Raw genomic sequence first — 21312 nt, 5'->3', positions numbered from 1 at the left:
ATCCGTTAGTGGTTTCCGGCAATTGCCAGAATATCGAGCAGAAAGCGTTCATCATCAATCGCTTGGCGCAATCGAGTGATCAAAATATCGACAATGCCAGGATGCTCCCCCACAAGCCGAGTCACGCTGATCTCTAAGTGTGGATTTCGCTGCTGGGCCGCTGTGTAAATCTCAGCAATGTCACCACCCTCACCTGCATGGCGGCCTGGTGAAAGAAACAGCATGGCTAAAATAACCGGGCCTACACTGAATTCAGGCGAGTCCAACAGGCTTTCCAGCAGTGGCTCGTTAAATCGGTACTCTTCACCCTCACGGCGCTCCATAGAAGCAGCGGTAACGCTAGTGACATCATCGCCCAGCAGCACGCTAAGCTGCCCCGCTAAGCGATTACGTACAGCGGTGACCTCAGGGATCGGGCTGCCGTGATCGACCAAGGCCACGCGAGGCGCAGTGCCGGTCGGGTACTTTTCGCGCACGTTATCAGCCAGTAAATGAGCTAGGCGCAGATCATTATCGCCTCGCTCATCGACCAGCGGCTGGGCCACACGTATCTTAACGTGCGGAAAGCGCGCCTGTAGTGTAGCCATGCGTTCAGGCAGGTAGCCGGTGAGAGCTTTACTCGGACCGAAAAAAAACGGCAAAACGATAATCTCCGTTGCCCCCTGCTCGGCGCTGCGCTCAGCGGCGGGGCCAAGCGTCGTGGCAGGAATGCCATCAACGGCTTCCACGGGAATCTTATTGGAGTGCAGCAGCGAAGCAGCCTGTACGGTTTCACCCATAAGCTCACTAAGCGACGCCGCCACGCCACGTAAATTCAGCGTTGCCTGCGCTCGTAGCGAGCCGTTATCGACCAAAAAAATCGCGCGCATGGCAGCCTCATGTTGGGGTCTTGACGATCAAGTGGGTGATCATCCATGACATGTTAAGATGGTGGTTTTACACCATAGCTGCCCACCATGTTACTTGAAAAATGTGACTTAAAAACGTTGCCTAATACCGATGCTTGATACCACTGCGCTTAACCAGCAAAGAAATTTCTTCGATGGCCATGCCGAGATTTGGCTATTTGGCTATGGTTCGCTGATCTGGAAGGCGGACTTTGCCTATTTAGAGCGCCGCCCGGCGTTTATCACCGGCTGGGAGCGGCGGTTTTGGCAGGGCTCCCATGATCACCGTGGCACCCCTGAAACGCCAGGGCGGGTGGCGACGCTGATACGCGCCAAGAATGCGATTTGCCACGGCATGGCCTACCGCATTACGCCTGAAGTTTTGGCGCCCCTGGATGTAAGGGAGAAAAACGGATACCTGCGGGAGAAAGTGCCGCTGACGTTTGTCGATAAGCAGGGCAATGGAACAGAACAAAGCGAAGGGCTTATTTATTTAGCCAGCGACGATAATCCGGCCTTTCTAGGTGAAGCACCGCTTACCGATATTGCCCAGCAAATTGCTAATGCACACGGGCCCAGCGGCGCTAATAAAGAGTACTTACTAAACCTTGCAACCGCTCTACGTGAACTGGGCGCCGAAGACGACCATATCTTTGCTTTAGAACATCAGCTGAGGATTCTTTAACGCTACCAGTAGTTTGGATAGCGGCGATGCCGGGCAAGATTATTGACTAATATCGCGATGATCAGCATCAGTACGCTACCCGCTCCAATCGGCAATAGCGGGTACCACCAGCCCAATTGATGAACGCTCGCACCTCCCGCCACAGCAATCAATGCCGCTGCCGCTCCTGGCGGGTGGACCGTGTGCGTTAACTGCATGCCAAGCACCGATAGCGATACGGCCAGCGACATGGAAAGCGGAGAAGTACCCAGCAGTTGATAGCACGCAACGCCAATACCTGCCGACAACATACTGCCAAATAGGACGTGGCTTGGCTGCGCAAAAGGGCTTTCAGGCGCTGCATAAATCAGCACTGACGTTGCCCCAAAGGAGCCCACGATTAGCAGTTGCTGCGATAGCCAAGCCGAGCTAAGCCAGCAAATGACCGCCATACCGGTAAAGGCTCCGATCCATGACCAAAGCGCATCCTGCCAGCCCACTCGGGCGCGTTTTCTTCGTTGCCCCCGCATCTTGCCCAGATAAGTTTTCATCGCCACCGCTTTGCACAAAATAAGTGCGACATAATGGCAAATTGCACCAAATAGGCAAATGACAATTGATCATAGCGTTATGAATGAAGTTCAGGCGCTTACCGTCAGTGCGAATTAACGCTTTCCACACAAATACTTAGCAAGCTTACTTAAACCCCAAGTCCGCAATTCGGATTACATCATCAACCACGAGAGGATAAATAATCCCAGTAAAGTGCGCACAATGCCGCCTATCAGTGAGCCACGTAAAAATGCCCGCAGCCCACCCCATAGGATCAATAGCCCGACGATCAACACAGCAATGCTGAAAAACGAATCATTGATACCTAGAGACCGGGTGAGGCCATCAATAAAATCGCCGAAGGCACCAAAGAAGTTAGTGAAAATGCCTAGTAGGAACTCAACCACCACGCGGATTGCTTCGCCGATGGTTTCACCTATTTCGTCAAAAAAGCCGTTTGCCTGCATCGCGTTTGCTTGCATTGATAATACCCAAGGCTGAGAAGGATAAGCATGGCATTGTCAGCTAAAATGCTAGCGCAGGCAAAAGAGCATCATAAGGCTCAACACAAATACAGTGAAAGATCGCCACCTTCGCTTTTTAATGCGTTAAGTAACATGGAGATATAAAAATGCCTAGTGTACTCATCACCGGTGCTACTTCCGGCTTTGGTAAAGCCGCCGCCCAGCGCTTTGCTAAAGCAGGCTGGTCGCTGATTCTCACGGGACGCCGAGAAGAGCGCCTAAAAGCACTTGAGAAAGAGCTTTCTGAGCACGTGCCCGTGCTAACGCTGACACTCGACGTACGCGACAGCGCCGCGGTGACCGACGCCATTAGCAATCTGCCAGAAAGTTTTTTGCCGCTCACCTGTTTAATTAACAATGCGGGGCTAGCGCTAGCGCCAGAACCGGCGCAAAAGGTGGATTTGCAAGATTGGCACACCATGATCGACACCAATATCACAGGGTTGGTCAACGTGACTCACGCAGCGATGCCGTTACTGCTTAAAACCGGAGCTGGTGCGAGCATTTTGAACCTAGGCTCAGTCGCGGGGCAGTGGCCCTACCCTGGTGGTCATGTGTATGGGGCATCCAAAGCCTTTGTCCAACAGTTCAGCTACAACCTGCGCTGTGACCTGCTGGGTACGGGCGTGCGCGTCACCGACCTTGCCCCCGGCATGGCCGAAACTGAGTTCACGCTGGTAAGGACGAAAGGCAATCAAGCGGCCTCCGACGCGCTTTATCAAGGCACCACGCCACTCCAGGCAGAGGACATTGCCGAGCAGCTTTTCTATCTGGCAACCTTGCCTGCGCACATCAATATAAACCGCCTTGAAATTATGTCGGTACGCCAAGCATGGTCACCCTTTGCGATTGATCGCGATCCTAAATAGTTAGCCCTCGCTACCGCAGCGTTATCCACGCGACCACGTCATTGCTTACGATAAGCCATGGCATGGTCGCCTAGCGTCTCTCTGGCCCCGCTTTTCGCCCCGCCCTTCCCTGCATCTAGCGCCGTCATCTTCAAACATGCGCGTCCCATTTAGTTAATCTCTAAAACTAGCTCTTAAAGCTAGTCACTTAAAATCAGTCACTTAAAATCAGTCACTTAAAACCAGTCGCTTAAAAAATGGGCCGAATGCGTGCGCCTTGGCCAAAGGTCGGGGGTGTCCGCCTTGACTAATATATTTCAAGAGGCTATCTGTTATATATATCAATTGCGAATGATAAATTTATTAATCATTTTATTGGAATCACCGTTTTTAATGTCGAGGTTGGCGCATGAATATGAACATGTCGTTTTTACAGGACCTGCTTTCCAACATTAGCATGCGCACCCGAGGCCGAAGCAGTCTGTTCGGCACGCTGGACAAGGGCGCCAGTTCTTTGCAAAACCTGATATCAGCTTGCGATACGCTGATGCATCGCGGCGGTGAGGCCTCGCAAATTCTGACCGCCCAGCGGGCATTGGAGCACTATCGACGCTTAAACGATGAGGAGAAGCTGGCCTTTTTCACGCTGCTAGCCGACGATTATTCAGCTGATCCTGCTCCTATTCATGCCGCTTACCAGCTTTATTGCGAGCATCAAGATAACGCTGCGCTGGAGCGCCTCTTTAATGCCTGCGAGCCACGCCGGCAGGATTTACTACGACGCCTGAACCTATGTCCTGGCGGCACCTTTGAGCTGGTTCACATGCGTGCGGACTTGCTTAAACGACTCAAGCAGAACCCTGAGCTTTCAGCCTTAGACGCAGACTTTGCTCATCTATTTGCGTCTTGGTTTAACCGTGGCTTCTTAGTACTAGAAAGTATCGATTGGAATACACCGGCAGCCGTTCTGGAGAAGCTGATTCGGTACGAGGCCGTGCATGAGATTGGTGACTGGCATGACCTGCGCCGCCGCTTAGACCCCGAAGACCGCCACTGCTACGCCTTTTTCCACCCCGCTACCGGCGATGAGCCGCTGATATTCGTTGAAGTAGCACTGTGCCGCGGCATTCCTGGCAACGTGCAAAAAATACTCGAACACGGCGAGGAGGTGCCGCTAGACGAGGTGGATACAGCGGTTTTTTACAGCATCAGCAACTGCCAAGCGGGCCTTAAAGGCGTCTCTTTCGGCAACTTCCTGATTAAGCAGGTGGTCCAAGAACTCAGCCGGCAACTGCCTCAATTAAAGAACTTTGTCACGCTGTCGCCAATTCCTGGCTTCTCAGCCTGGTTGGATCAGCAGCTGGAAAGCCCGCAGTCTGGCGAGGAACCTACGCCCGATAGCGGCACTCAGAAAGAATTGTCGCGCCTTGCCGCCACGTATTTAGTTAACGCCAAACATCGCAGTGGTCAGCCGCTAGATCCCGTTGCACGTTTCCACCTTGGCAATGGCGCAAGCTTACATCGTATTAATTTTCAAGCAGATATGTCCGCAAAAGGCTTGCAGCAATCGAAGGGCCTGATGGTCAACTATCTCTATCAATTAGACCGTATCGAACATAATCACGAGACCTTCAGCCGCGACTACAGCGTGGTATGTACTAGCGACATTCGGCGCTTGGCCAGCCAAGCCAAACAACCATTGAGCTTAGAGCCCAGCGCCTGAGCGTAACGACAACAAGAAGGAGTCCCCATGAGCGACAACCTTTATTTACAGTTTTACCCCCATTTCGAGCGCCAGCCCGACAAAGTGCTCATGCATACCCAGGAAAGCACTGACTACCGTTACGCTGATGTGCTTGCCTCCAGCCGCCGCATGGCAAGCGTACTGATTTCCTTAGGCATTACGCCCGGCGACCGGATTGCGATACAGGTCGACAAAAGCCCTGAAATCGTCATGTTTTATTTAGCATGCCTGCAAGTTGGTGCTGTTTACCTTCCGCTCAATACCGCCTATACCGATAACGAAATTCACTATTTTCTCAGCGACGCTGAGCCCCATGTCTTTATCTGCCGCCCACAGGATCACGATACAATTCGTGTGACCGCCGAGCAGTGCGGCGTCACGCACATTGAAAGCCTGGGAACGCATGCTGACGGCAGCTTCATGGAGAAGGTGGCAACAGCAACACAAACGCAGGAGGTTTGTGAGGTGGCTGGCGATGATCTTGCGGCTATCCTTTATACGTCAGGCACGACCGGCCGCTCTAAGGGTGCGATGCTCAGCCACACCAACTTGGCATCCAACAGCCAGGCCTTGACCCAAGCCTGGCAGTATAGCGAGCACGACCATCTTATCCACGCCCTGCCCATTTTCCATACCCACGGCCTGTTCGTCGCCTGCAATATCACCCTGCTTAACGGCGCTTCCATGACATTCCTGCCCAAGCTGGATGTCGATCAACTGATTGACTTAATGCCACGCGCCACCGTGTTAATGGGCGTGCCGACGTTCTATAGCCGGCTGCTGCAATCGCCACGTCTCAGCCGTGAAGTGGTCAGCAACATGCGTTTGTTCATCTCAGGCTCGGCGCCTTTACTGGCGGAAACTCACGAAGCCTTCGAGCAACGCACCGGTCATGCCATTCTTGAGCGATACGGCATGACAGAAACCAATATGAACACGTCCAACCCTTACCAGGGCAAACGCCGCCCAGGCACAGTAGGCATGCCGCTATCGGGCGTGGAAATACGTATTGCTGACCGTGAAAGCGGTGCCTCACTCCCTCAAGGGGAAACGGGCATGGTCGAACTACGCGGCCCCAATGTTTTTCAGGGCTACTGGCGTATGCCTGAGAAGACCCAGGCTGAGTTTCGTGACGACGGCTTCTTCATTACCGGCGATTTGGGCTGCATCGACGAGCACGGTTATCTGAACATCGTTGGCCGGGACAAAGACTTAGTTATCTCAGGCGGTTACAACGTCTACCCGAAAGAAATCGAGCTCTTGATCGACGATCTCTCAGGTGTTTCAGAGTCGGCGGTGGTCGGTGTACCGCATGCAGACCTGGGTGAAGGCGTTATCGCCGTTGTAGTTCGCGAAGCGCAAGGCGAGGTCAGCGAAGCAAGCATACTGGCGGCCCTGAGCGATCAGTTGGCGCGTTATAAACAGCCTAAGCAGGTCTTCTTTGCGCCCGCCCTGCCTCGCAATGTGATGGGCAAGGTACAAAAAAACCAGCTGCGCGATACTTTCGCCGATACCTTTGCATCAAAACAGACCGCTGCCAACGCTTAATACTATCCTAAATACTTTCCTACGCCGCAGAGGGAAACCGGGAGATAACCCCTGCGGCTAAAACCTATGTAGCAAAAGCCTATGCAACGCCACTCAAAATAAACATAAAACAGGAAGTTAACTATGGTGATCTACGGAGTTGCCCTCCTCGCAGGGTGTATGTTGGTTGGCCTATGGGCCGGAGATGTGCTCGGCATGCTGCTGGATATCGACTCTAATGTCGGTGGCGTAGGTATTGCGATGCTGCTGCTCATTTTTATCGGCGGCTACCTTAGTGACAAGAAGAAACTGCCGGCCAGCACCGAGAGTGGCATTACGTTTTGGAACGGTATGTATATCCCCATTGTGGTCGCCATGGCGGCCAGCCAGAACGTCGCGGCAGCCATTGATGGCGGCCTGATTGCACTGTTCGCAAGCCTTGTTGCCGTTGGCGCTAGCTTTGCCTTGATTCCTCTTTTTGGTCGTTCAAGCAAGAAAAAGCCTTCATCAGAAGCGCCTTCGACCGCGCAGGATCCGCTATCCGCTCGCTCCGTGGCGAGCAGCCACTCACGCCCTACGCGCTAAAAAGAGGCCATATTTATGCTTGAATCACTGCTTACCCAGCTGGAAAAACAGCACCTGATTGCCGCCTTCGCACTGGTCGGCGGGGCCATGTACCTGTCTTATATTGTCAGCGATAAGCTAACCCGTGGCCGCGTTCATGGGTCGGCCATCGCTATCATGGTCGGTTTGATACTGGCCTACGTGGGGGGAGTCGCGACCGGCGGTACGAAAGGACTTGCCGATATCAGCCTGTTTGCTGGGCTAGGGCTGATGGGCGGCGGCATGCTGCGCGACCTAGCCATCATCGCCACGGCGTACGGCGTTCGTTTTCAGGAGATCCGCGAAGCGGGCATGAGCGGCGTGGTGGCCTTATTTCTAGGCGTGATAGTGTCGTTCGTTGCAGGTGTTGCGGTTGCCTACGCATTCGGCTACCGCGACCCGGTCACCTTAACCACCATTGGTGCAGGTACCGCCACGTATATCGTCGGCCCGATTGCCGGTGCCGCCATTGGCGCCTCTTCTGAAATTATTGCGCTCTCCATTGCCGCCGGTCTGTTCAAATCCATATTGGTCATGATTATGACGCCCATGCTGGCACGTCATATTGGTTTGGATAACCCACGCTCGGCCATGATCTTCGGCGGCCTAATGGGCACGACCAGCGGCGTTGCGGCAGGGCTTGCGGCAACCGACCCTAAGCTTGTTCCTTATGGCGCGATGACGGCAACGTTTTACACCGGGCTTGGCGCATTGCTCGCGCCGTCGGTGCTTTATCTAGCCGTTCGCGCCATTTTCTAACTGACGACTTGCCGTTAACGTTTCGCCAAAACGCCAATGAGCTCGGGAATGGAAAGGCTCTGATCCTCAACGGAGGTGTAAAGGCTGTGAACAGCAGCGGCAACGCCTCCTTCAACGCCAAGATCATCGGTCATCGTGTGGTAATAGCCCAGGTCTTTACTGGCATTGGCGACGGAGAACCTAAAGCCCGATGGATCGTTCTCGGCAATATAAGGACGCAGCCGTTCTAACACGACCCCACCGCCGCCGCCGGCCCCTAGCACTTCAAGCAATGCGCTATCGCGGATCCCCGCTTTGCGGGAGGCAGCGGTGGCCTCCGCCAATACCGCCGAAAAGCCCAACGATACAAAGTTATGCAGTAACTTCAGGGTATGACCCGCGCCAACGTCGCCCGCATGGGCGATGTTTTCCGCAAATCCCTCTAGCAGCGGCAAAGTTTCATCAAACAGCGCCTTTGGTGCGCCCACGATGAGATTGAGCCGTCCTTCGGCCGCTTCTTTTGGCGTGCGCGTCATGGCTGCATCCATAAAGCGGCCGCCTGCCTCAGCAACTCGGGCAGCAACTTTTTCCGTTGAGCTAGGCAGCGCCGTGGAGCAGTCCATCACAATGCTGCCGGGCTTCAAGCCTTCCAGCACACCGTTAGATTCAAAGAGCACGGCCTCCACCTGGGGCGATCCCGTCACGCACAAAATCACTACATCAACGCTCTGCGCTAGTTCGCGTCCTGAAGGCTGTGCGTGGGCGCCGGCGGCTAACAAATCGTCAACGGGCTGATTGCCCGGGTGCTCTAGAAAACTGACAAAATGGCCTGCGCGCTGCAGGCTGCTGGCAATGCCGTGGCCCATCAGGCCCACGCCGACGATGCCTACCTGGCGTTTTGCTGTCATTGGAGTCTCCTTTAAGAGAAAGCGCCTGTTAATGTTTAATCGCAATGGTTTTAATACGCGTGTAACTACGCAGCCCCTCAAAGCCTTTCTCACGACCATGCCCCGAGCGGCCAATACCGCCAAAAGGAAGTTCTACGCCCCCCGCTGCGCCGTAATTATTAATAAAGACCTGGCCACTGCGAATACCTTTGGCCAAGCGCAGCTGACGCCCCCCATCACGCGTCCAAACACCCGCACACAGGCCAAAATCAGTCGCATTTGCCAAGGCCAACGCTTGCGCTTCATCCTCAAAAATTTGGACGACCAGCACGGGGCCAAATAGCTCTTCGCGCAGTACTTCGTGCCCGTCGGGAATATTGGTTAGCAGTTGCGGAAGTACAAAGTGCCCGTCAGCCGGTGCGCCGGCAGCCAGCTGGCCTTTGGCGGCCACCCGAATACCGTCGGCTTCAGCCGCTGCCAAACGCTCTTCTAGCTTGGATTTCTGGCGCGCATTGATTAGCGGCCCGCAGTCGGCATCGGCTTCACCCACATCGCAACGCAGTGCCGCAAAGAGCTCAGACAGCGTAGCGACAACGCTATCGGCAATATCGCGCTGTACTAACAACCGGCTGCCGGCCGAGCAAGTCTGGCCCGCATTTTGGATAATCCCGCGCACCACCGCTGGCAACGCTGCCTCAAGATCAGCATCAGCAAACACTAGCTGAGGTGATTTCCCACCGAGTTCTAGGGTCACCGGCACATGGTGCTGGGCGGCTGCCTGGGCAACCTGCGTACCGGTTTCTGGCGAGCCGGTAAATGACAGGTGATGAATATCAGCATGTGATGCAAGCACAGCGCCAGCCTCAGAGCCCAGCCCAGGTACTACGTTAAGCGCACCGGCAGGTAAGCCATGATTGGTCGCCAGCTCAGCAAGGCGCAGCACGCTCAAACAGGCATCTTCTGCTGGCTTAAGGACGATGGTATTGCCGGCTGCCAACGCTGCCGCCACGCAGCGTCCAAAAATTTGTGCGGGGTAATTCCAGGGAATAATCTGTGCACAGACGCCGTAAGGTTCACGCAGCGTCATGACGGCAAAGTCATTTTCAAAGGGAATGGTTTCACCGTGTAGCTTATCCGCCGCACCGCCGTAAAAGCGGAAGTAGCGCGCGCAGGCGGCAATATCACCCTTCGCCTGAGTCATGGGTTTACCCGTGTCGGCACACTCAAGCTGCGCCAGCTGCTCGTGATGAGCTTCAATCACCCCGGCAAAGCTCAGCAGCCATTCGCTGCGCAGGCGCGCAGACCAGCTAGACCACTCGCCTAGTTGGCCAACAAAAGCGTTTTGGGCTGCCTGCACTGCGGCATTCACCTCTGCAGCTTGGCTGCGAGCAATACGCGCCAACGGCTCACCGGAGGCGGGTGCTTCGACCTGAATCGTCGTAGCGGTATCTATCCACTGCCCGCCAATTAGTGCCTGCTGAGGTGGCAAGGCCAACGCATGGGACATAGTTCACTCCTTTATTGTGGCTATATGTAAGGATTTAAAAGCCGTGTATCTAACCGTAAAAAAGATTGACTAACCCCATCGAAATCCATGGCATATAGGTAATCATCATGAGGCAAACCAGCACCACCAGCACAAACTGAACCAACCAGGGCAGCATTTGATCAATCGATATTTTGGCGACAGCACAGGCGGCAAAGAGATTCACACCCAGCGGTGGCGTAATCATACCCAGCGCCAGGTTCACCACCATCACAAGGCCAAAGTGAACGGGATGGATGCCGAACTGCATTGCAATCGGAGTAAGAATGGGCGCCAGCACCAAAATGGCAGCGCCGGTTTCGATGAACATGCCGACAACGAGCAGCAGCGCATTGACCGCCAACAAAAATGCCCAGGGGCTATCGAACACGGCCGTTACCCAGGCGGCAACGTGAACCGGCAGCCCAGAACGGCTAATAAGAAAGCTGAACAGCGCCGCCGCGGCAATAATCAGCATTACAGCGGCCGTTGAGATAACGCTTTGGCGCATCACCGGCATTAGCTCCGCAAGCTTAAGCTCGCGGTAGCAAGCGCCGACGACTAAGGCATAGAACACCGCTACGGCCGAAGCTTCCGTCGGGGTGAAAACACCGCCGTAGATACCGCCAATCACCACGATGGGCATGAGCATTGCTGCCCACGCCCGCTGGAAAGCCGTCACGAAACGAGTACGGCCTTTGCTATCCTCAAGGCCAAAACCACTTAGCTTGCAGAAGATATACAGAAAGAGCAGCAGCGCACTGCCGATCAGAATCCCTGGACCAATACCGGCAATGAACAGTTGGCCAATGGAGGTATCGGTACTCACCCCGAACAAAATGAGCGGAATAGAAGGAGGAATCAGCACCCCGAGCTCCGCAGACGATGCCTGAATAGAAGCGGCGAGCGGCTTCGGGTAGCCATGCTTGACCATTGCCGGAATCAGGATCGCACCGATAGCAAAGGTCGTTGCCACGCTTGAACCTGACACGGCAGCAAACATCATGCAGGTCAGCACACACGTCATCGCCAAGCCGCCTTGAACGCCACCGACGATAGATTTTGCCAGGTCGACAAGGCGACTAGAGATGCCGCCAGCCGCCATCAGATTTCCGGCTAGAATGAAGAAGGGAATCGCCATTAGTGGGAAGTTATCAAGCCCCACAAACAGCTGCTGCGGAACCATGACCAGCGGCAGCCGTGAGAAAAACTCGATACCGATGATCGATGCTAGCAAGATCGAAATCGCGATCGGCACGCCGGTGGCGAATAAAATTAGCAGAGAAAGACCGATAGCTAAGTTCATGGGCGTGGCTCTCTCTGGGTCGACCCTAAGTTTTGCTGGATCGCATCTTGCTCAATAGCTTCGTCATGCATCGGCCCCAGCGCTTCAAGACCACAGCTTTGCGCAAGCAACCTTGCCAGCACGGCCAACATCGCAAACGCGCTGCCCACGGGAATCGCCGCGTATGCCCACGCCATTGAGACCTCAAGCGCCGACAGCGTCTGGCGGCTGACTCTCTGGGTCATTTGAATGCCGTAATAAACCAAGACGGCCAGCACCAACAAACAACACAGCCCAATGAGCCACTCCAGCGCCAGCAGGGTGCGCTTGGGTACTAACTTATAGATCACCTCCACCGCCATCATAAAACCGCCACGAAACGTAGCCGCCGCTGCCATAAAGACACACCAGATCATCGATGCCCGTGATAGCGTTTCCGACCACGTGGAAGGTGCATTAAAGATAAACCGAGTGAGCACCTGATAGAAACTCAGCGACACCGATATGATCAACATCACAATAGCGATCGTTAGTGCCAGACGAGTCAAGACATGTTCGACACGCAAAAGCCAAGACACCATGAGTCACCTCACCCCGTCAGGTTGTGGGAAAGTGGCGCCCAGCGGGCGCCACGGGATGGGTTCAGCAGCTGCTGTTACGAATGCGCTCTAGCATCTCGTCGCCGTATTGCTCAATAAAACGGGCGTAGACATCCTCCACAGCCTCTTGGAAAGGCGCTGGATCAATATTGTCCGTCACTGTCATACCGTGTTCTTGTAGAAACGCGACACCCTCTTCCTCTAACCGCGACACCTCAGCGCGAGTAGCATCGGTGGCGGCTTGAGCGGCCTCGTCAAACCACTCTCGCTCTTCATCGCTCAGCCCATCAAGTAGCACGGGGGAGCCCAGCAAAATCGCGGGCGAGTAAACATGTCCCGTCAAAGACAGCTGGTCCTGCACTTCGTAAAGGTTCGCAGCAACAATGACCGCAATCGGGTTTTCTTGGCCATCGACCGTGCCCTGTTGCAGCGCGGTGAACAGCTCAGGCATGGCCATCGGCGTAGGGCTTGCGCCTAATCCTTCAAACGCCTGCTGGTGGATACGGTTCTCCATGGTGCGAATCTTCAGGCCGCTAACGTCCTCAGGTGCTGCGATGGCACGCTGGCTATTGGTGATATGACGGAAACCGTTTTCCGACCAGGACAGGCCAACCAAATCGTGCTCACCCATTTTATCCAGCAGCTCCTGGCCGATCTCGCCATCAAGCACACAGCGCGCCTGCTCGTAGCTGGTGAACAAGAACGGCAGATCAAGCACATAGGTCTCCGGAACAAAGTTCCCCAGCGGCCCGGTGGAGGTGATCACGACATCGACGGTACCAATCTGCAGCCCCTCAATCATGGCGCGCTCTCCGCCGAGTGAGCCGCTAGGATGATCCGACACGGTAAATTCACCATCAGAGAGGCGCTCTAACGTTTCTTTAAAAGCGCGCGAGCCAGCACCGTAGTGAGAGTTACTGGAGATTGCGTAGCCCACGCTGACTTCCGTGGCCGCCTGGGCTTGAAACGCAAGCCCCGTCAGAGCGATAGCGGTACTAATGGCCGTTACGAGCGTGCGTTGAGTGAAATGAGTGGTCATGGTGATGCTCCTTCGTTGTATTTATTAGTTAGGATGACGGGAGCCTTGGCTCCCCTTATTGCTCGCCCATCAACTAGGCGTCGTGGCATCTAGAAATAGCGACATCAGTGATACTCGGCCACATAGGCATCAACAATCTGCCGAAAATCACGATCTCCGACAAATCCAAGCTGAGTAGCCTTCTCGGTTTCAAAGCGGGCGGGCCAGCTCGCCACTAAGGGCTCGATGCGAGGGTCCTGCTCATGATGTACCAGCGCGACCGCCTCTGGCCCGGCAACCTCCTGCAAAGCATCCAGCATCTCAGCGACATGGGTGGTGATACCCGGCAGGATAAAAGCACGAAATTTACCGAGCACTTCTTGAGCAATATCGGCCCCGTGTATCAGCGCATCAATCACCTTATCCGGCGACATCACGAACAGCGGCTGGTTGATCGAGACAGGGCAAACGGCCTTCTCACCATTCAAAGGTTCACGCAGAATACTTGAGGCAAAGCTTGAGGCCGCTGCATTAGGCCGCCCAGGGCGAATCACAATCGTTGGCAGGCGCAGCGCGAGGCCATCAATAAACCCACGACGGCTGTAGTCGTTAATTAACAACTCACACATTGCCTTTTGCGTGCCGTAAGACGTTTGCGGCTGCAAGGCAGTCATGTCATCAAGTACGTCGGGCAAATCACCGCCATAAGCAGCCACGGAGCTTGCCATGATCAAGCGGGTATTGCTCAGCTCACGGGCACGGCAACCTTCTAGTAGCGCTCGCGTGGCATCAAAATTGACCAGCATCCCCAGGTCAAAATCTGCCTCGGCCGCGGAGCTCACCACCGCGGCCAAGTGATAAATAACGTCAGGGCGTTGATCCAGCACGCTATCCAGCGCACCGAGCTTAGTAATGTCGATTGCCAGCGATGTCACCGAGACATTGCTTTGTGATGGCTGCGGCGCCTCAACTTGGTCAATCAGCGTTAGCCGGGTGATAGGCTGCTGACGAAGCTCGCCTCGCGCCAGTAATTGCTGGACTAAGCGCTGGCCGAGAAAGCCAGCCGCCCCGGTAATAGCGATATGCATTGTGTCGATCCTATGTGGCAATTGTTATTGTGTCTTCAGCTGAAGATAGCTCAGCGATCCGTTAAACCCCACGGCTTACCCCAGCCTAAGCCTGCGCGGGTTTCCGCCTGCGGACGATACTCGCAGCCGACCCAGCCGCTATAGCCCAAGGTGCCCATGCGCTCAAAAAGGGCAGGATAATGTACTTCCCCAACGTCAGGCTCGTGGCGCGTTGGCACGCCCGCAATCTGAATATGGCCGATGGCGCTAAACTGGCGCTCAAGATGACGTAGCAAATCACCATCCATAATCTGGCAGTGATAAAGGTCAAATTGGAGCTTCACATTATCCGCCCCGACCTCTTCGAGTACCGCCATGGCCTGGGCTTGGCGAGACAGAAAAAAGCCGGGCATATCGCGAGTATTGATGGGCTCGATCAGGATATCTCGGCCGACTTTCGCCGCCTCGCGCGCCGCATAGCGCAAATTGCTGATATAGATCGCGTGATGCTCAGCCACGGTATCGGCATCGGCGCCCTGCGGTAGCAGCCCTGCTATGGCATGTATCCGCGGGCAGTTAAGCGTTTCAGCGTAGCGTAGGCCCTCAATTAACGAGTCACGAAATTCACCTTCGCGCCCCGGTAGGCTCGCCAAGCCTCTTTCACCCGCGTCCCAATCACCTGGCGGCAGGTTGAACAGCACCTGCTCCAACTGCGCTTCTGCCAGCGCATGGCGTAATTCTTCCGCAGCAAACGCATACGGAAACAGGTACTCCACGCCCTTAAAGCCTGCCTCTGCGGCAGCCGCAAAGCGGTCTATAAAGGCGTGCTCGTTAAACAGCATGCTGAGGTTAGCGGCTAGTCGAATCATCGCAGTGCTCTTTTTAATAGCGGCGCTCTTTTGATGGGCGGCATTGTTCTCAGCCTCCGCAGGCATCGTTAGCCGCTTCAGGTAACGTGATGCCCGATAAACGCTGATAAACTTTTATCACCGCTGAATCGTCTTCACGTCCAAAACCCGCGCCGCTAGCAGCGGTAAACAGCTGCAGCGCGCTAGCTGCGATCGGCGTTGTTAGCGCTAGTTCCCGCCCGGTTTGATGCACGATATTGAGATCTTTAACGAAAATATCCACCGCTGAAAGCGGCGTATAGTCACCGCTTAGAATATGCGGCACGCGATTTTCAAACATCCAAGAGTTGCCTGCCGAATGGCTAATGACGTCAAAAATCACTTCTGGATCGAGTCCCATACGAATACCTAGCGCCATCGCTTCAGCAGCGGTGGCAATATGCACCCCGGCCAGCAGTTGATTCACAAGCTTCATACTAGAACCAACGCCCGGCGCATCGCCTAGGCGATAGACTTTGGCTGCCATGGCATCAAGCACAGGCTGAGCGTAGCTGAAAGCCTCGGGCGAACCGGACGCCATCACTGATAAGTCACCGCTTTTCGCTTTAGCCGCCCCGCCGCTAATGGGTGCATCAAGCATCATTAAGCCTTCCGCCGCTAAGCGCTCGCCAAGCTGCTTTGCTTGGCTAGGCGCCACCGTCGCGCACTGCATAACGAGGCTGTCCGGTGCCAAATGGCCGACGACTCCCTGCTCACCAAACAACACTTGCTCAACTTGGCCGCCGTTAACAACTACCACCAGCACAATATGGCAGTCGGCAAGCTCTGCAGGCGTTGCAACGCTTTTGCCACCCTCTGCCGTGAAGGCTTCGCGGGCTGCCTGCGAAATATCACAGCCTGTCACATTAAGCCCACGTTGAAGCAAGGCGGTAGCGGTTCCCATCCCCATAACGCCTAGGCCTATGACCCCGATTCGAAGGGCTTGTTGGCTACGTTCACTCACCTGGCGATACCTCGCTGCGGTTGTATTGGCTGTCGCTTTACTGGCTATAGCAGTGCTGCGAATGATAGCGCTACCATCCTTTCTAGATTATTCTTTGCGTATCGACAAGCTGAACATGAGAGATGCGCGACCAATGTCTAAAGAGCCTATTAGCGGCACTAAACAACGCCGCCGCTCCGATCAGGTCACGCTTAGCCAAGTGGCAGAGGCGGCCGGCGTATCACCGATTACCGCCTCACGAGCGCTGAATCATCCCGATAAGGTTAGCGACCGCGCTCGGCACAGCGTTCATACCGCGGTAGAGCGTTTAGGTTATGTCCCAAATCTCATTGCAGGCAGCTTAGCCTCCTCCCGCTCACGGCTGGTTGCGGTCATTGTGCCTTCGCTGGTTAACACTGTGTTTGTTGAGGTTATTCAGGGGCTTCAAGAAACGTTAGAGGCACAGGGCTACCAAATCCTGCTCGGCAATACCGATTACGACCTGGATCGTGAATATCAGCTGGTGCGCACTTTTTTGGGCTGGTCATGCTCGGCACTAGTGACCGCAGGCCTACGCCATAACCAAGCATGTCATACGCTGCTCGCCAACTGGAACCATCCCATTATGGAGGTGATGGAGCTGGGTCAAGCGATGGATCTTAACGTTGGGCTCGACCATGTGACCGCAGGGCGCTGCATGGCTAGCCATCTTATTAAAAAAGGCTATCGCCATATTGTTTATGTCGGTGCTCGCCTGTCTCAGGATTATCGCGCAGGCATGCGCTTTGAAGGGCATAAAGCGGTGCTGCAAGCGAACAGACTTGCAGCACCGCTGGTAGAGTTAAACACGCTGGGCAGCCTGCAGGCTGGCGCGGAAGGCCTAGCCCAGGTGCTGGCACACTACCCGCAAACCCAAGCCATCCACTTCGCTAACGACGATTTGGCCGCAGGCGCGTTGCTGGCCGCCCAGCGCCAAGGCCTAAGGGTGCCAGAAGATATCGCCATTGCCGGATTCAATGGTTTGCCGCTTGGTCAACACGTAACGCCACAGCTCACCACTATTCTCTCACCCAGAGAAGAGATAGGCCGCCTAGCCGCCAGCACCTTAATACAGCGGCTCAGCGGCAAAGCCGTTGAACACCGCCAGCATGATGTTGGTTTTACCCTCCAGGCGGGTGGCAGTACTTAGCATTGCACTCAGTTACAACATTGGAGGGTGACCAAGAATATCCAACCCCGTGCCCAGCTCATTTTCAATTGTCTGGCCAATCGCCAGCAGCTTGGCATCTTGCCATGGGCCGCCTAGCACTTGCAGGCCAACGGGCATGCTTGCAGCATCTTTTCCCACCGGCAGCGTTAGCGCACATAGACCCAGAAAGTTAGCGATCACCGTATTTCGAAGGGCATGCATATTGGCTTTTGAATAAGCACCTTCCGGCTGCAGGCTCTCAATAGTGGGCGGGGTAATGGCCACTGTAGGGGTAAGCACGGCATCCACATCCGCCATGCGAGCGGCGGCGGATTGATAGAGCGAATCCAGCACCGTACGACGACGCACGTACTCCCAGGCAGGCATATCATCAGCCGCTGCGATACGGGCAGCCACATTAGGGTCAAGAGAAGCAATCATCTCGGGTAGTGCGGTTTTTAGAAATGCTGCCAGCTCAGCGGCGGCTACACCGCCCAGTTTGAAGAGTTCATACGCTTCTTCGATGCCTGGCAATTCCAACGTCACTATCCTTGCTCCGGCGCCTTCCAGCTGTTTTATAGCCGCGCGAACGGTTTCTGCAATGCCTGGACTACAGTCATCCCAGAAAAACGTTTCCGGCACGCCAAAGGTGAGGTCCGCAAGCACTGGGATAGCCGGTATTCGGTCATCGTTGCCACCTCGCGCGCCATCACCCAACTGACCATCCAGTCCATCAAACGCAAAGGCCAGGTCATCCACCCGCAGCGCCAGCAGGCCTGGGGTATCCAGCGTGGTAGAGAGTGGCACAATTTGTTGGGTCGACCAGCGCCCGGCGGTGGTTTTCAACCCGACGACGCCGGTCATCGACGCAGGAATGCGCACTGACCCAGCAGTGTCAGTGCCCAGCGCCAGGCTAGCAGTGCCACTCACCAGCGAAACACCCGCTCCGGAGCTCGAACCGCCAGGCACTCGATGCTGACCAATATCCCAGGGATTACGCGGCGTTCCCCAGTGAGCATTCGTGCCCAGCCCACCAAAAGCAAACTCAACGGAGTGGGTTTTACCCATCACGGAAGGTAACTGTTTCAGTAAAGCACTCACTACAGGCCCAGCAGACTCCCAACGTTTCGGCAGTCGCTGAGAAGAACCCGCATAAGTGGGCAATCCAGGCACTGCGTAAATATCCTTGATCGAGACCGCTATCCCCATCAGCGCACCGACATCACCACCTTGGGCGAGCACAGTATCAGAGGCTTTGGCCATCGCTAGCGTTTGTTCACCGTTCCAGGTGAGGTAAGCATGATCATGTTTGCCGCGCTGTTGATAAGCAGCTATCGATGCCTCGGCAAGTGTAGTGGCGGTTAACGTACCCGCTCGCAAGCGAGCATGCTGCTCACGCAAAGGTAGAAATATCGGTGAATCCTGCATACGTCACGTACCTCCATCCGGTGTCTAACTTACTTCAAAAATCGCTTCGACTTCCACTGCAGCATTGCCAGGTAGAGTAGCTACCCCAATGGCTGTTCTGGCGTGTCGCCCAGCCTCGCCAAACAGCGCGACAAATAGCTCCGAGGCACCGTTGATAACCAGCGGTACATCGTGAAAGCCCGGCGCCACATTGACGAAGCCATTCATGCGTACGCAGCGCACCACTCTAGAGAAGTCACCCTCAAGTGCATCGCTAAGTGATGCCAACAGATTTAAAGCACATGCTTGGGCTGCTAGCTTACCGGTTTCAAGGTCAAACTCAGCGCCCACCTTTCCCGAATAGAGAACATCACCTCCGCGCTCACAAATTTGTCCGGCTAAAAACAGCTGACTGCCCAACTGAGACCAAGGCAAAAACATGCCACGCGGTTTTGGAATCGCGGGAAGCGTAAGGCCCTGCTCCGCCACCGCTTGTTCAATTGTTTTACTCATTGTGCGTTGTCCTTATTGATTAACGTATTCACGCTATTAATTAATAAATTAGCGATGGCAGCCAGGTACTTAACCAGGGTATATAAGTGATAATGATCAGCGCGATTAGCATCAAACCAATGAGCGGCAAGCAGGCCTTAAATACTTCCTGAAGTGACATTTTGGAGATTGCCATGGCGACAAACAGGTTCAGCCCTACCGGTGGTGTAATCATGCCCACCGAGAAATTGATTAACGTGATAATGCCGAAATGAACCGGATCGACGCCAACTTGCGCGGCGATAGGCTGCAGTAGCGGTGAGAGCACGATGATCGCTGAAGCGCTATCGAGGAAAAAACCAGCAATAATCATCACGACGTTAAAGAGCGCCATGACCTGAAACGGATCATCTGTCCAAGACAACACTTGCCCCGCCAGTTGGCTCGGGGTGCCGGTAATGGCGAGCAGCCAAGAAAAAGCGGAGGCACCCGCAGTAATCAGCAGCAGCGTGGCGGAAATCAGCCCTGAACTTCTCAGCGTACCCATCAGCTCCATGACATTGATCGTGCGATACACCACCATGCCAACAAACAGCCCATATATGCAGGCAACGGCTGCCGACTCCGTGGGGGTAAAGACTCCGCTGTAGATACCACCCAGCAAGATCACCGGCAGACCCAGCCCCCAAGCGGCGTCTTTAAAAGCCGCCAAAATTTGACGCAGTGTCGGAAATGAGGAGCGCTCATAGCCTTTGATGCTGCTAAATACAATGCAGTAGGCAATCAGAATAGAGGCAATGACAATGGCCGGTAGTAAACCTGCCGCGAACAGACGACCAACCGAAGTTCCGGTTACAGAGCCATAGATAATCAGCGCAATACTCGGCGGCACAATCGGCCCTAACGTACCGGCGGTGGCAATCAAACCAATCGCAAAGCGTTTATCGTAGCCAGCCGCTACCAGCGCCGGAAACATAATCGAGCCAATCGCCACCACCGTTGCGGGGCTTGAGCCGGAAATGGCACCGAAGAATAAGCATGAAAGCACGGTAGCCGCTGCTAAACCGCCGGGCACCCATCCGACTAACGCTTTGGCTAAATTGATCAACCGATCTGAAAGTCCACCAATGCGCATTAGCTCTGCCGCCAGAATAAAAAACGGAATCGCCATGAGCGAGAAGTTATTCATACCGGTAAACATGCGCATCGGCACAATGACCGGGTTGGTGGTGCCAAAAAACTCGATCGCTAAAAACACCGCTAGTGCTAAAGAAGCAAAGATAGGTAACCCAAGCAGTAGCACGGCAAAAAAGATGGGTAATAATGCAGTAATCATAGTCGCTCTCCTGGGATTAAATGAGCTTATCCGAGCCGGCCACAAGCTCTTCGGAGAGACCTACCGGAGGCTTTTTCCAAACTTCATTAATGACCCATAGATAGCGAAGAGTCAGCAAAACACCGGATACGCCAATAGGCAGATAAAACCATGCCATCGGCAGGCGAAGTGCCGCTGTTAGCTGTCCACGGTCTAGCGTACTGAAATAGAGGACGAAGCCGTAATAGGTCATAAAGCCTGCGAATATGATGCCAATGATCGCCGCGATCATATGCAGCCATCTATTAACGGCGGGCGAAGCAATTGCATTAATCACATCCACCGAAATATGCGTGCCATGACGCACGCCCATACTGGCTCCTACGAAACTCATACAGATAATGGAGTAAATAACGACTTCTTCAGCCCAAAACAGCGAACCGCTAAAGCCGTAGCGATAGACGACTTGGATGGTGGTGAGGATGGTCGCAATCGACATGAAAACGACCATCGCCACACTTTCCAAGCGATCAAGACATTTATTGAGCGCTTCGAACATGAGACATCCGCACCCTTAATTGGGTAAAAGGAAAGGAGCTAGGTTTTAGGAG

22 protein-coding genes are annotated in these 21312 nt (G+C 54.6%); 7 read left to right on the top strand and 15 right to left on the bottom strand.

All coding sequences use genetic code 11. From position 1 onward, the window contains the following. Window positions 1-5 precede the first annotated feature (5 nt). Window positions 6-869 (bottom strand): CbiX/SirB N-terminal domain-containing protein, encoded by an 864-nt coding sequence (locus CIK78_RS04350; protein WP_096277569.1) that lies wholly within the window; start codon window positions 867-869, stop codon window positions 6-8. Between the two features lie 130 nt (window positions 870-999). Here CIK78_RS04350 and CIK78_RS04345 point away from each other — a divergent pair, with 130 nt between their 5' ends. After that, window positions 1000-1572, top strand: coding sequence for a gamma-glutamylcyclotransferase (locus CIK78_RS04345; protein WP_096277567.1), 573 nt, complete (start codon window positions 1000-1002; stop codon window positions 1570-1572). A 2-nt stretch (window positions 1573-1574) separates the two neighbouring features. On the opposite strand, the gene CIK78_RS04340 is transcribed toward CIK78_RS04345, so the two are convergent. Next, window positions 1575-2102 (bottom strand): HPP family protein, encoded by a 528-nt coding sequence (locus tag CIK78_RS04340; RefSeq protein WP_096277565.1) that lies wholly within the window; start codon window positions 2100-2102, stop codon window positions 1575-1577. A 174-nt stretch (window positions 2103-2276) separates the two neighbouring features. Then, entirely contained in the window at window positions 2277-2570 is a 294-nt protein-coding gene (locus tag CIK78_RS04335; protein ID WP_096282258.1) for a hypothetical protein, read from the bottom strand. A gap of 164 nt (window positions 2571-2734) precedes the next feature. Between CIK78_RS04335 and CIK78_RS04330 the strand changes: the two genes are divergently transcribed. From CIK78_RS04330 to madM, 5 genes are all read left to right on the top strand, one after another. Continuing rightward, on the top strand, window positions 2735-3496 hold the full coding sequence (locus CIK78_RS04330) for an SDR family NAD(P)-dependent oxidoreductase (RefSeq protein ID WP_096277563.1): 762 nt from the start codon (window positions 2735-2737) through the stop codon (window positions 3494-3496). Window positions 3497-3890: 394 nt separating this feature from the next. Beyond that, window positions 3891-5198 carry a malonyl-CoA decarboxylase gene (locus CIK78_RS04325; protein ID WP_176483427.1) on the top strand — a complete coding sequence of 436 codons (1308 nt, stop codon included), beginning with the start codon at window positions 3891-3893 and terminating at the stop codon, window positions 5196-5198. A gap of 27 nt (window positions 5199-5225) precedes the next feature. Continuing rightward, entirely contained in the window at window positions 5226-6767 is a 1542-nt protein-coding gene (locus CIK78_RS04320) for a malonyl-CoA synthase (RefSeq protein WP_096277561.1), read from the top strand. Between the two features lie 123 nt (window positions 6768-6890). Then, window positions 6891-7331: a malonate transporter subunit MadL gene (gene madL / locus CIK78_RS04315; RefSeq protein WP_096277559.1), complete on the top strand. Its 441-nt coding sequence runs from the start codon at window positions 6891-6893 to the stop codon at window positions 7329-7331. A 15-nt stretch (window positions 7332-7346) separates the two neighbouring features. Continuing rightward, window positions 7347-8108, top strand: coding sequence for a malonate transporter subunit MadM (gene madM, locus CIK78_RS04310; protein WP_096277556.1), 762 nt, complete (start codon window positions 7347-7349; stop codon window positions 8106-8108). A 14-nt stretch (window positions 8109-8122) separates the two neighbouring features. On the opposite strand, the gene CIK78_RS04305 is transcribed toward madM, so the two are convergent. From CIK78_RS04305 to ltnD, 8 genes are all read right to left on the bottom strand, one after another. Then, a complete protein-coding gene (locus CIK78_RS04305; protein WP_096277554.1) occupies window positions 8123-8995 on the bottom strand; it encodes an NAD(P)-dependent oxidoreductase in 873 nt (290 codons plus the stop codon). A gap of 28 nt (window positions 8996-9023) precedes the next feature. Then, the gene (locus tag CIK78_RS04300; protein WP_096277552.1) at window positions 9024-10481 is read right to left on the bottom strand and encodes an aldehyde dehydrogenase family protein; all 1458 of its coding nucleotides are present in this window, start codon (window positions 10479-10481) and stop codon (window positions 9024-9026) included. 49 nt (window positions 10482-10530) lie between these two features. Continuing rightward, window positions 10531-11805, bottom strand: a complete 1275-nt coding sequence (locus CIK78_RS04295; protein WP_096277550.1) for a TRAP transporter large permease — start codon at window positions 11803-11805, stop codon at window positions 10531-10533. Next, window positions 11802-12365, bottom strand: coding sequence for a TRAP transporter small permease (locus CIK78_RS04290; RefSeq protein ID WP_096277548.1), 564 nt, complete (start codon window positions 12363-12365; stop codon window positions 11802-11804). The genes CIK78_RS04295 and CIK78_RS04290 overlap by 4 nt, the downstream gene beginning before the upstream one ends. Window positions 12366-12426: 61 nt before the next feature. After that, window positions 12427-13422, bottom strand: coding sequence for a TRAP transporter substrate-binding protein (locus tag CIK78_RS04285; RefSeq protein WP_096277546.1), 996 nt, complete (start codon window positions 13420-13422; stop codon window positions 12427-12429). 104 nt (window positions 13423-13526) lie between these two features. Next, complete coding sequence (denD, locus tag CIK78_RS04280; protein ID WP_096277544.1) at window positions 13527-14489, bottom strand: D-erythronate dehydrogenase; 963 nt, start codon at window positions 14487-14489, stop codon at window positions 13527-13529. 50 nt (window positions 14490-14539) lie between these two features. Beyond that, window positions 14540-15337 (bottom strand): 2-oxo-tetronate isomerase, encoded by a 798-nt coding sequence (gene otnI, locus CIK78_RS04275; protein ID WP_096282256.1) that lies wholly within the window; start codon window positions 15335-15337, stop codon window positions 14540-14542. Window positions 15338-15386: 49 nt separating this feature from the next. Beyond that, on the bottom strand, window positions 15387-16319 hold the full coding sequence (gene ltnD / locus CIK78_RS04270; RefSeq protein ID WP_096277541.1) for an L-threonate dehydrogenase: 933 nt from the start codon (window positions 16317-16319) through the stop codon (window positions 15387-15389). A 133-nt stretch (window positions 16320-16452) separates the two neighbouring features. On the opposite strand from ltnD, the gene CIK78_RS04265 reads away from it, so the two are divergent. Then, window positions 16453-17487 (top strand): LacI family DNA-binding transcriptional regulator, encoded by a 1035-nt coding sequence (locus tag CIK78_RS04265; protein WP_176483360.1) that lies wholly within the window; start codon window positions 16453-16455, stop codon window positions 17485-17487. 12 nt (window positions 17488-17499) lie between these two features. On the opposite strand, the gene CIK78_RS04260 is transcribed toward CIK78_RS04265, so the two are convergent. Genes CIK78_RS04260 through CIK78_RS04245 form a run of 4 tightly spaced genes read right to left on the bottom strand, consistent with a single transcriptional unit; the run spans window position 17500 to window position 21260 of the window. After that, the gene (locus tag CIK78_RS04260; RefSeq protein ID WP_096277536.1) at window positions 17500-18915 is read right to left on the bottom strand and encodes an amidase; all 1416 of its coding nucleotides are present in this window, start codon (window positions 18913-18915) and stop codon (window positions 17500-17502) included. Window positions 18916-18939: 24 nt separating this feature from the next. Continuing rightward, window positions 18940-19407 carry a RidA family protein gene (locus CIK78_RS04255; protein WP_096277534.1) on the bottom strand — a complete coding sequence of 156 codons (468 nt, stop codon included), beginning with the start codon at window positions 19405-19407 and terminating at the stop codon, window positions 18940-18942. 40 nt (window positions 19408-19447) lie between these two features. Further along, on the bottom strand, window positions 19448-20722 hold the full coding sequence (locus tag CIK78_RS04250) for a TRAP transporter large permease (RefSeq protein WP_096277532.1): 1275 nt from the start codon (window positions 20720-20722) through the stop codon (window positions 19448-19450). 16 nt (window positions 20723-20738) lie between these two features. After that, the gene (locus CIK78_RS04245; protein ID WP_096277530.1) at window positions 20739-21260 is read right to left on the bottom strand and encodes a TRAP transporter small permease; all 522 of its coding nucleotides are present in this window, start codon (window positions 21258-21260) and stop codon (window positions 20739-20741) included. Between the last annotated feature and the right edge of the window lie 52 nt (window positions 21261-21312).

Origin of the sequence: Halomonas sp. JB37, from assembly GCF_002332255.1 — a bacterium.
Lineage (GTDB): Bacteria > Pseudomonadota > Gammaproteobacteria > Pseudomonadales > Halomonadaceae > Vreelandella > Vreelandella casei.
Note: the sequence above shows the minus strand (reverse complement) of the source record. Positions and strands in the feature narration are given on the sequence as shown.

Excerpts from the sequence above, each read along its gene's own strand:
- CIK78_RS04350 (WP_096277569.1), bottom strand. The coding sequence starts at position 869 with ATGCGCGCGATTTTTTTGGTCGATAACGGCTCGCTACGAGCGCAGGCA.
- CIK78_RS04345 (WP_096277567.1), top strand. The coding sequence starts at position 1,000 with ATGCTTGATACCACTGCGCTTAACCAGCAAAGAAATTTCTTCGATGGC.
- CIK78_RS04340 (WP_096277565.1), bottom strand. The coding sequence starts at position 2,102 with ATGAAAACTTATCTGGGCAAGATGCGGGGGCAACGAAGAAAACGCGCC.
- CIK78_RS04335 (WP_096282258.1), bottom strand. The coding sequence starts at position 2,570 with ATGCAGGCAAACGGCTTTTTTGACGAAATAGGTGAAACCATCGGCGAA.
- CIK78_RS04330 (WP_096277563.1), top strand. The coding sequence starts at position 2,735 with ATGCCTAGTGTACTCATCACCGGTGCTACTTCCGGCTTTGGTAAAGCC.
- CIK78_RS04325 (WP_176483427.1), top strand. The coding sequence starts at position 3,891 with ATGAACATGTCGTTTTTACAGGACCTGCTTTCCAACATTAGCATGCGC.
- CIK78_RS04320 (WP_096277561.1), top strand. The coding sequence starts at position 5,226 with ATGAGCGACAACCTTTATTTACAGTTTTACCCCCATTTCGAGCGCCAG.
- madL (WP_096277559.1), top strand. The coding sequence starts at position 6,891 with ATGGTGATCTACGGAGTTGCCCTCCTCGCAGGGTGTATGTTGGTTGGC.
- madM (WP_096277556.1), top strand. The coding sequence starts at position 7,347 with ATGCTTGAATCACTGCTTACCCAGCTGGAAAAACAGCACCTGATTGCC.
- CIK78_RS04305 (WP_096277554.1), bottom strand. The coding sequence starts at position 8,995 with ATGACAGCAAAACGCCAGGTAGGCATCGTCGGCGTGGGCCTGATGGGC.
- CIK78_RS04300 (WP_096277552.1), bottom strand. The coding sequence starts at position 10,481 with ATGTCCCATGCGTTGGCCTTGCCACCTCAGCAGGCACTAATTGGCGGG.
- CIK78_RS04295 (WP_096277550.1), bottom strand. The coding sequence starts at position 11,805 with ATGAACTTAGCTATCGGTCTTTCTCTGCTAATTTTATTCGCCACCGGC.
- CIK78_RS04290 (WP_096277548.1), bottom strand. The coding sequence starts at position 12,365 with ATGGTGTCTTGGCTTTTGCGTGTCGAACATGTCTTGACTCGTCTGGCA.
- CIK78_RS04285 (WP_096277546.1), bottom strand. The coding sequence starts at position 13,422 with ATGACCACTCATTTCACTCAACGCACGCTCGTAACGGCCATTAGTACC.
- denD (WP_096277544.1), bottom strand. The coding sequence starts at position 14,489 with ATGCATATCGCTATTACCGGGGCGGCTGGCTTTCTCGGCCAGCGCTTA.
- otnI (WP_096282256.1), bottom strand. The coding sequence starts at position 15,337 with ATGATTCGACTAGCCGCTAACCTCAGCATGCTGTTTAACGAGCACGCC.
- CIK78_RS04265 (WP_176483360.1), top strand. The coding sequence starts at position 16,453 with ATGTCTAAAGAGCCTATTAGCGGCACTAAACAACGCCGCCGCTCCGAT.
- CIK78_RS04260 (WP_096277536.1), bottom strand. The coding sequence starts at position 18,915 with ATGCAGGATTCACCGATATTTCTACCTTTGCGTGAGCAGCATGCTCGC.
- CIK78_RS04255 (WP_096277534.1), bottom strand. The coding sequence starts at position 19,407 with ATGAGTAAAACAATTGAACAAGCGGTGGCGGAGCAGGGCCTTACGCTT.
- CIK78_RS04250 (WP_096277532.1), bottom strand. The coding sequence starts at position 20,722 with ATGATTACTGCATTATTACCCATCTTTTTTGCCGTGCTACTGCTTGGG.
- CIK78_RS04245 (WP_096277530.1), bottom strand. The coding sequence starts at position 21,260 with ATGTTCGAAGCGCTCAATAAATGTCTTGATCGCTTGGAAAGTGTGGCG.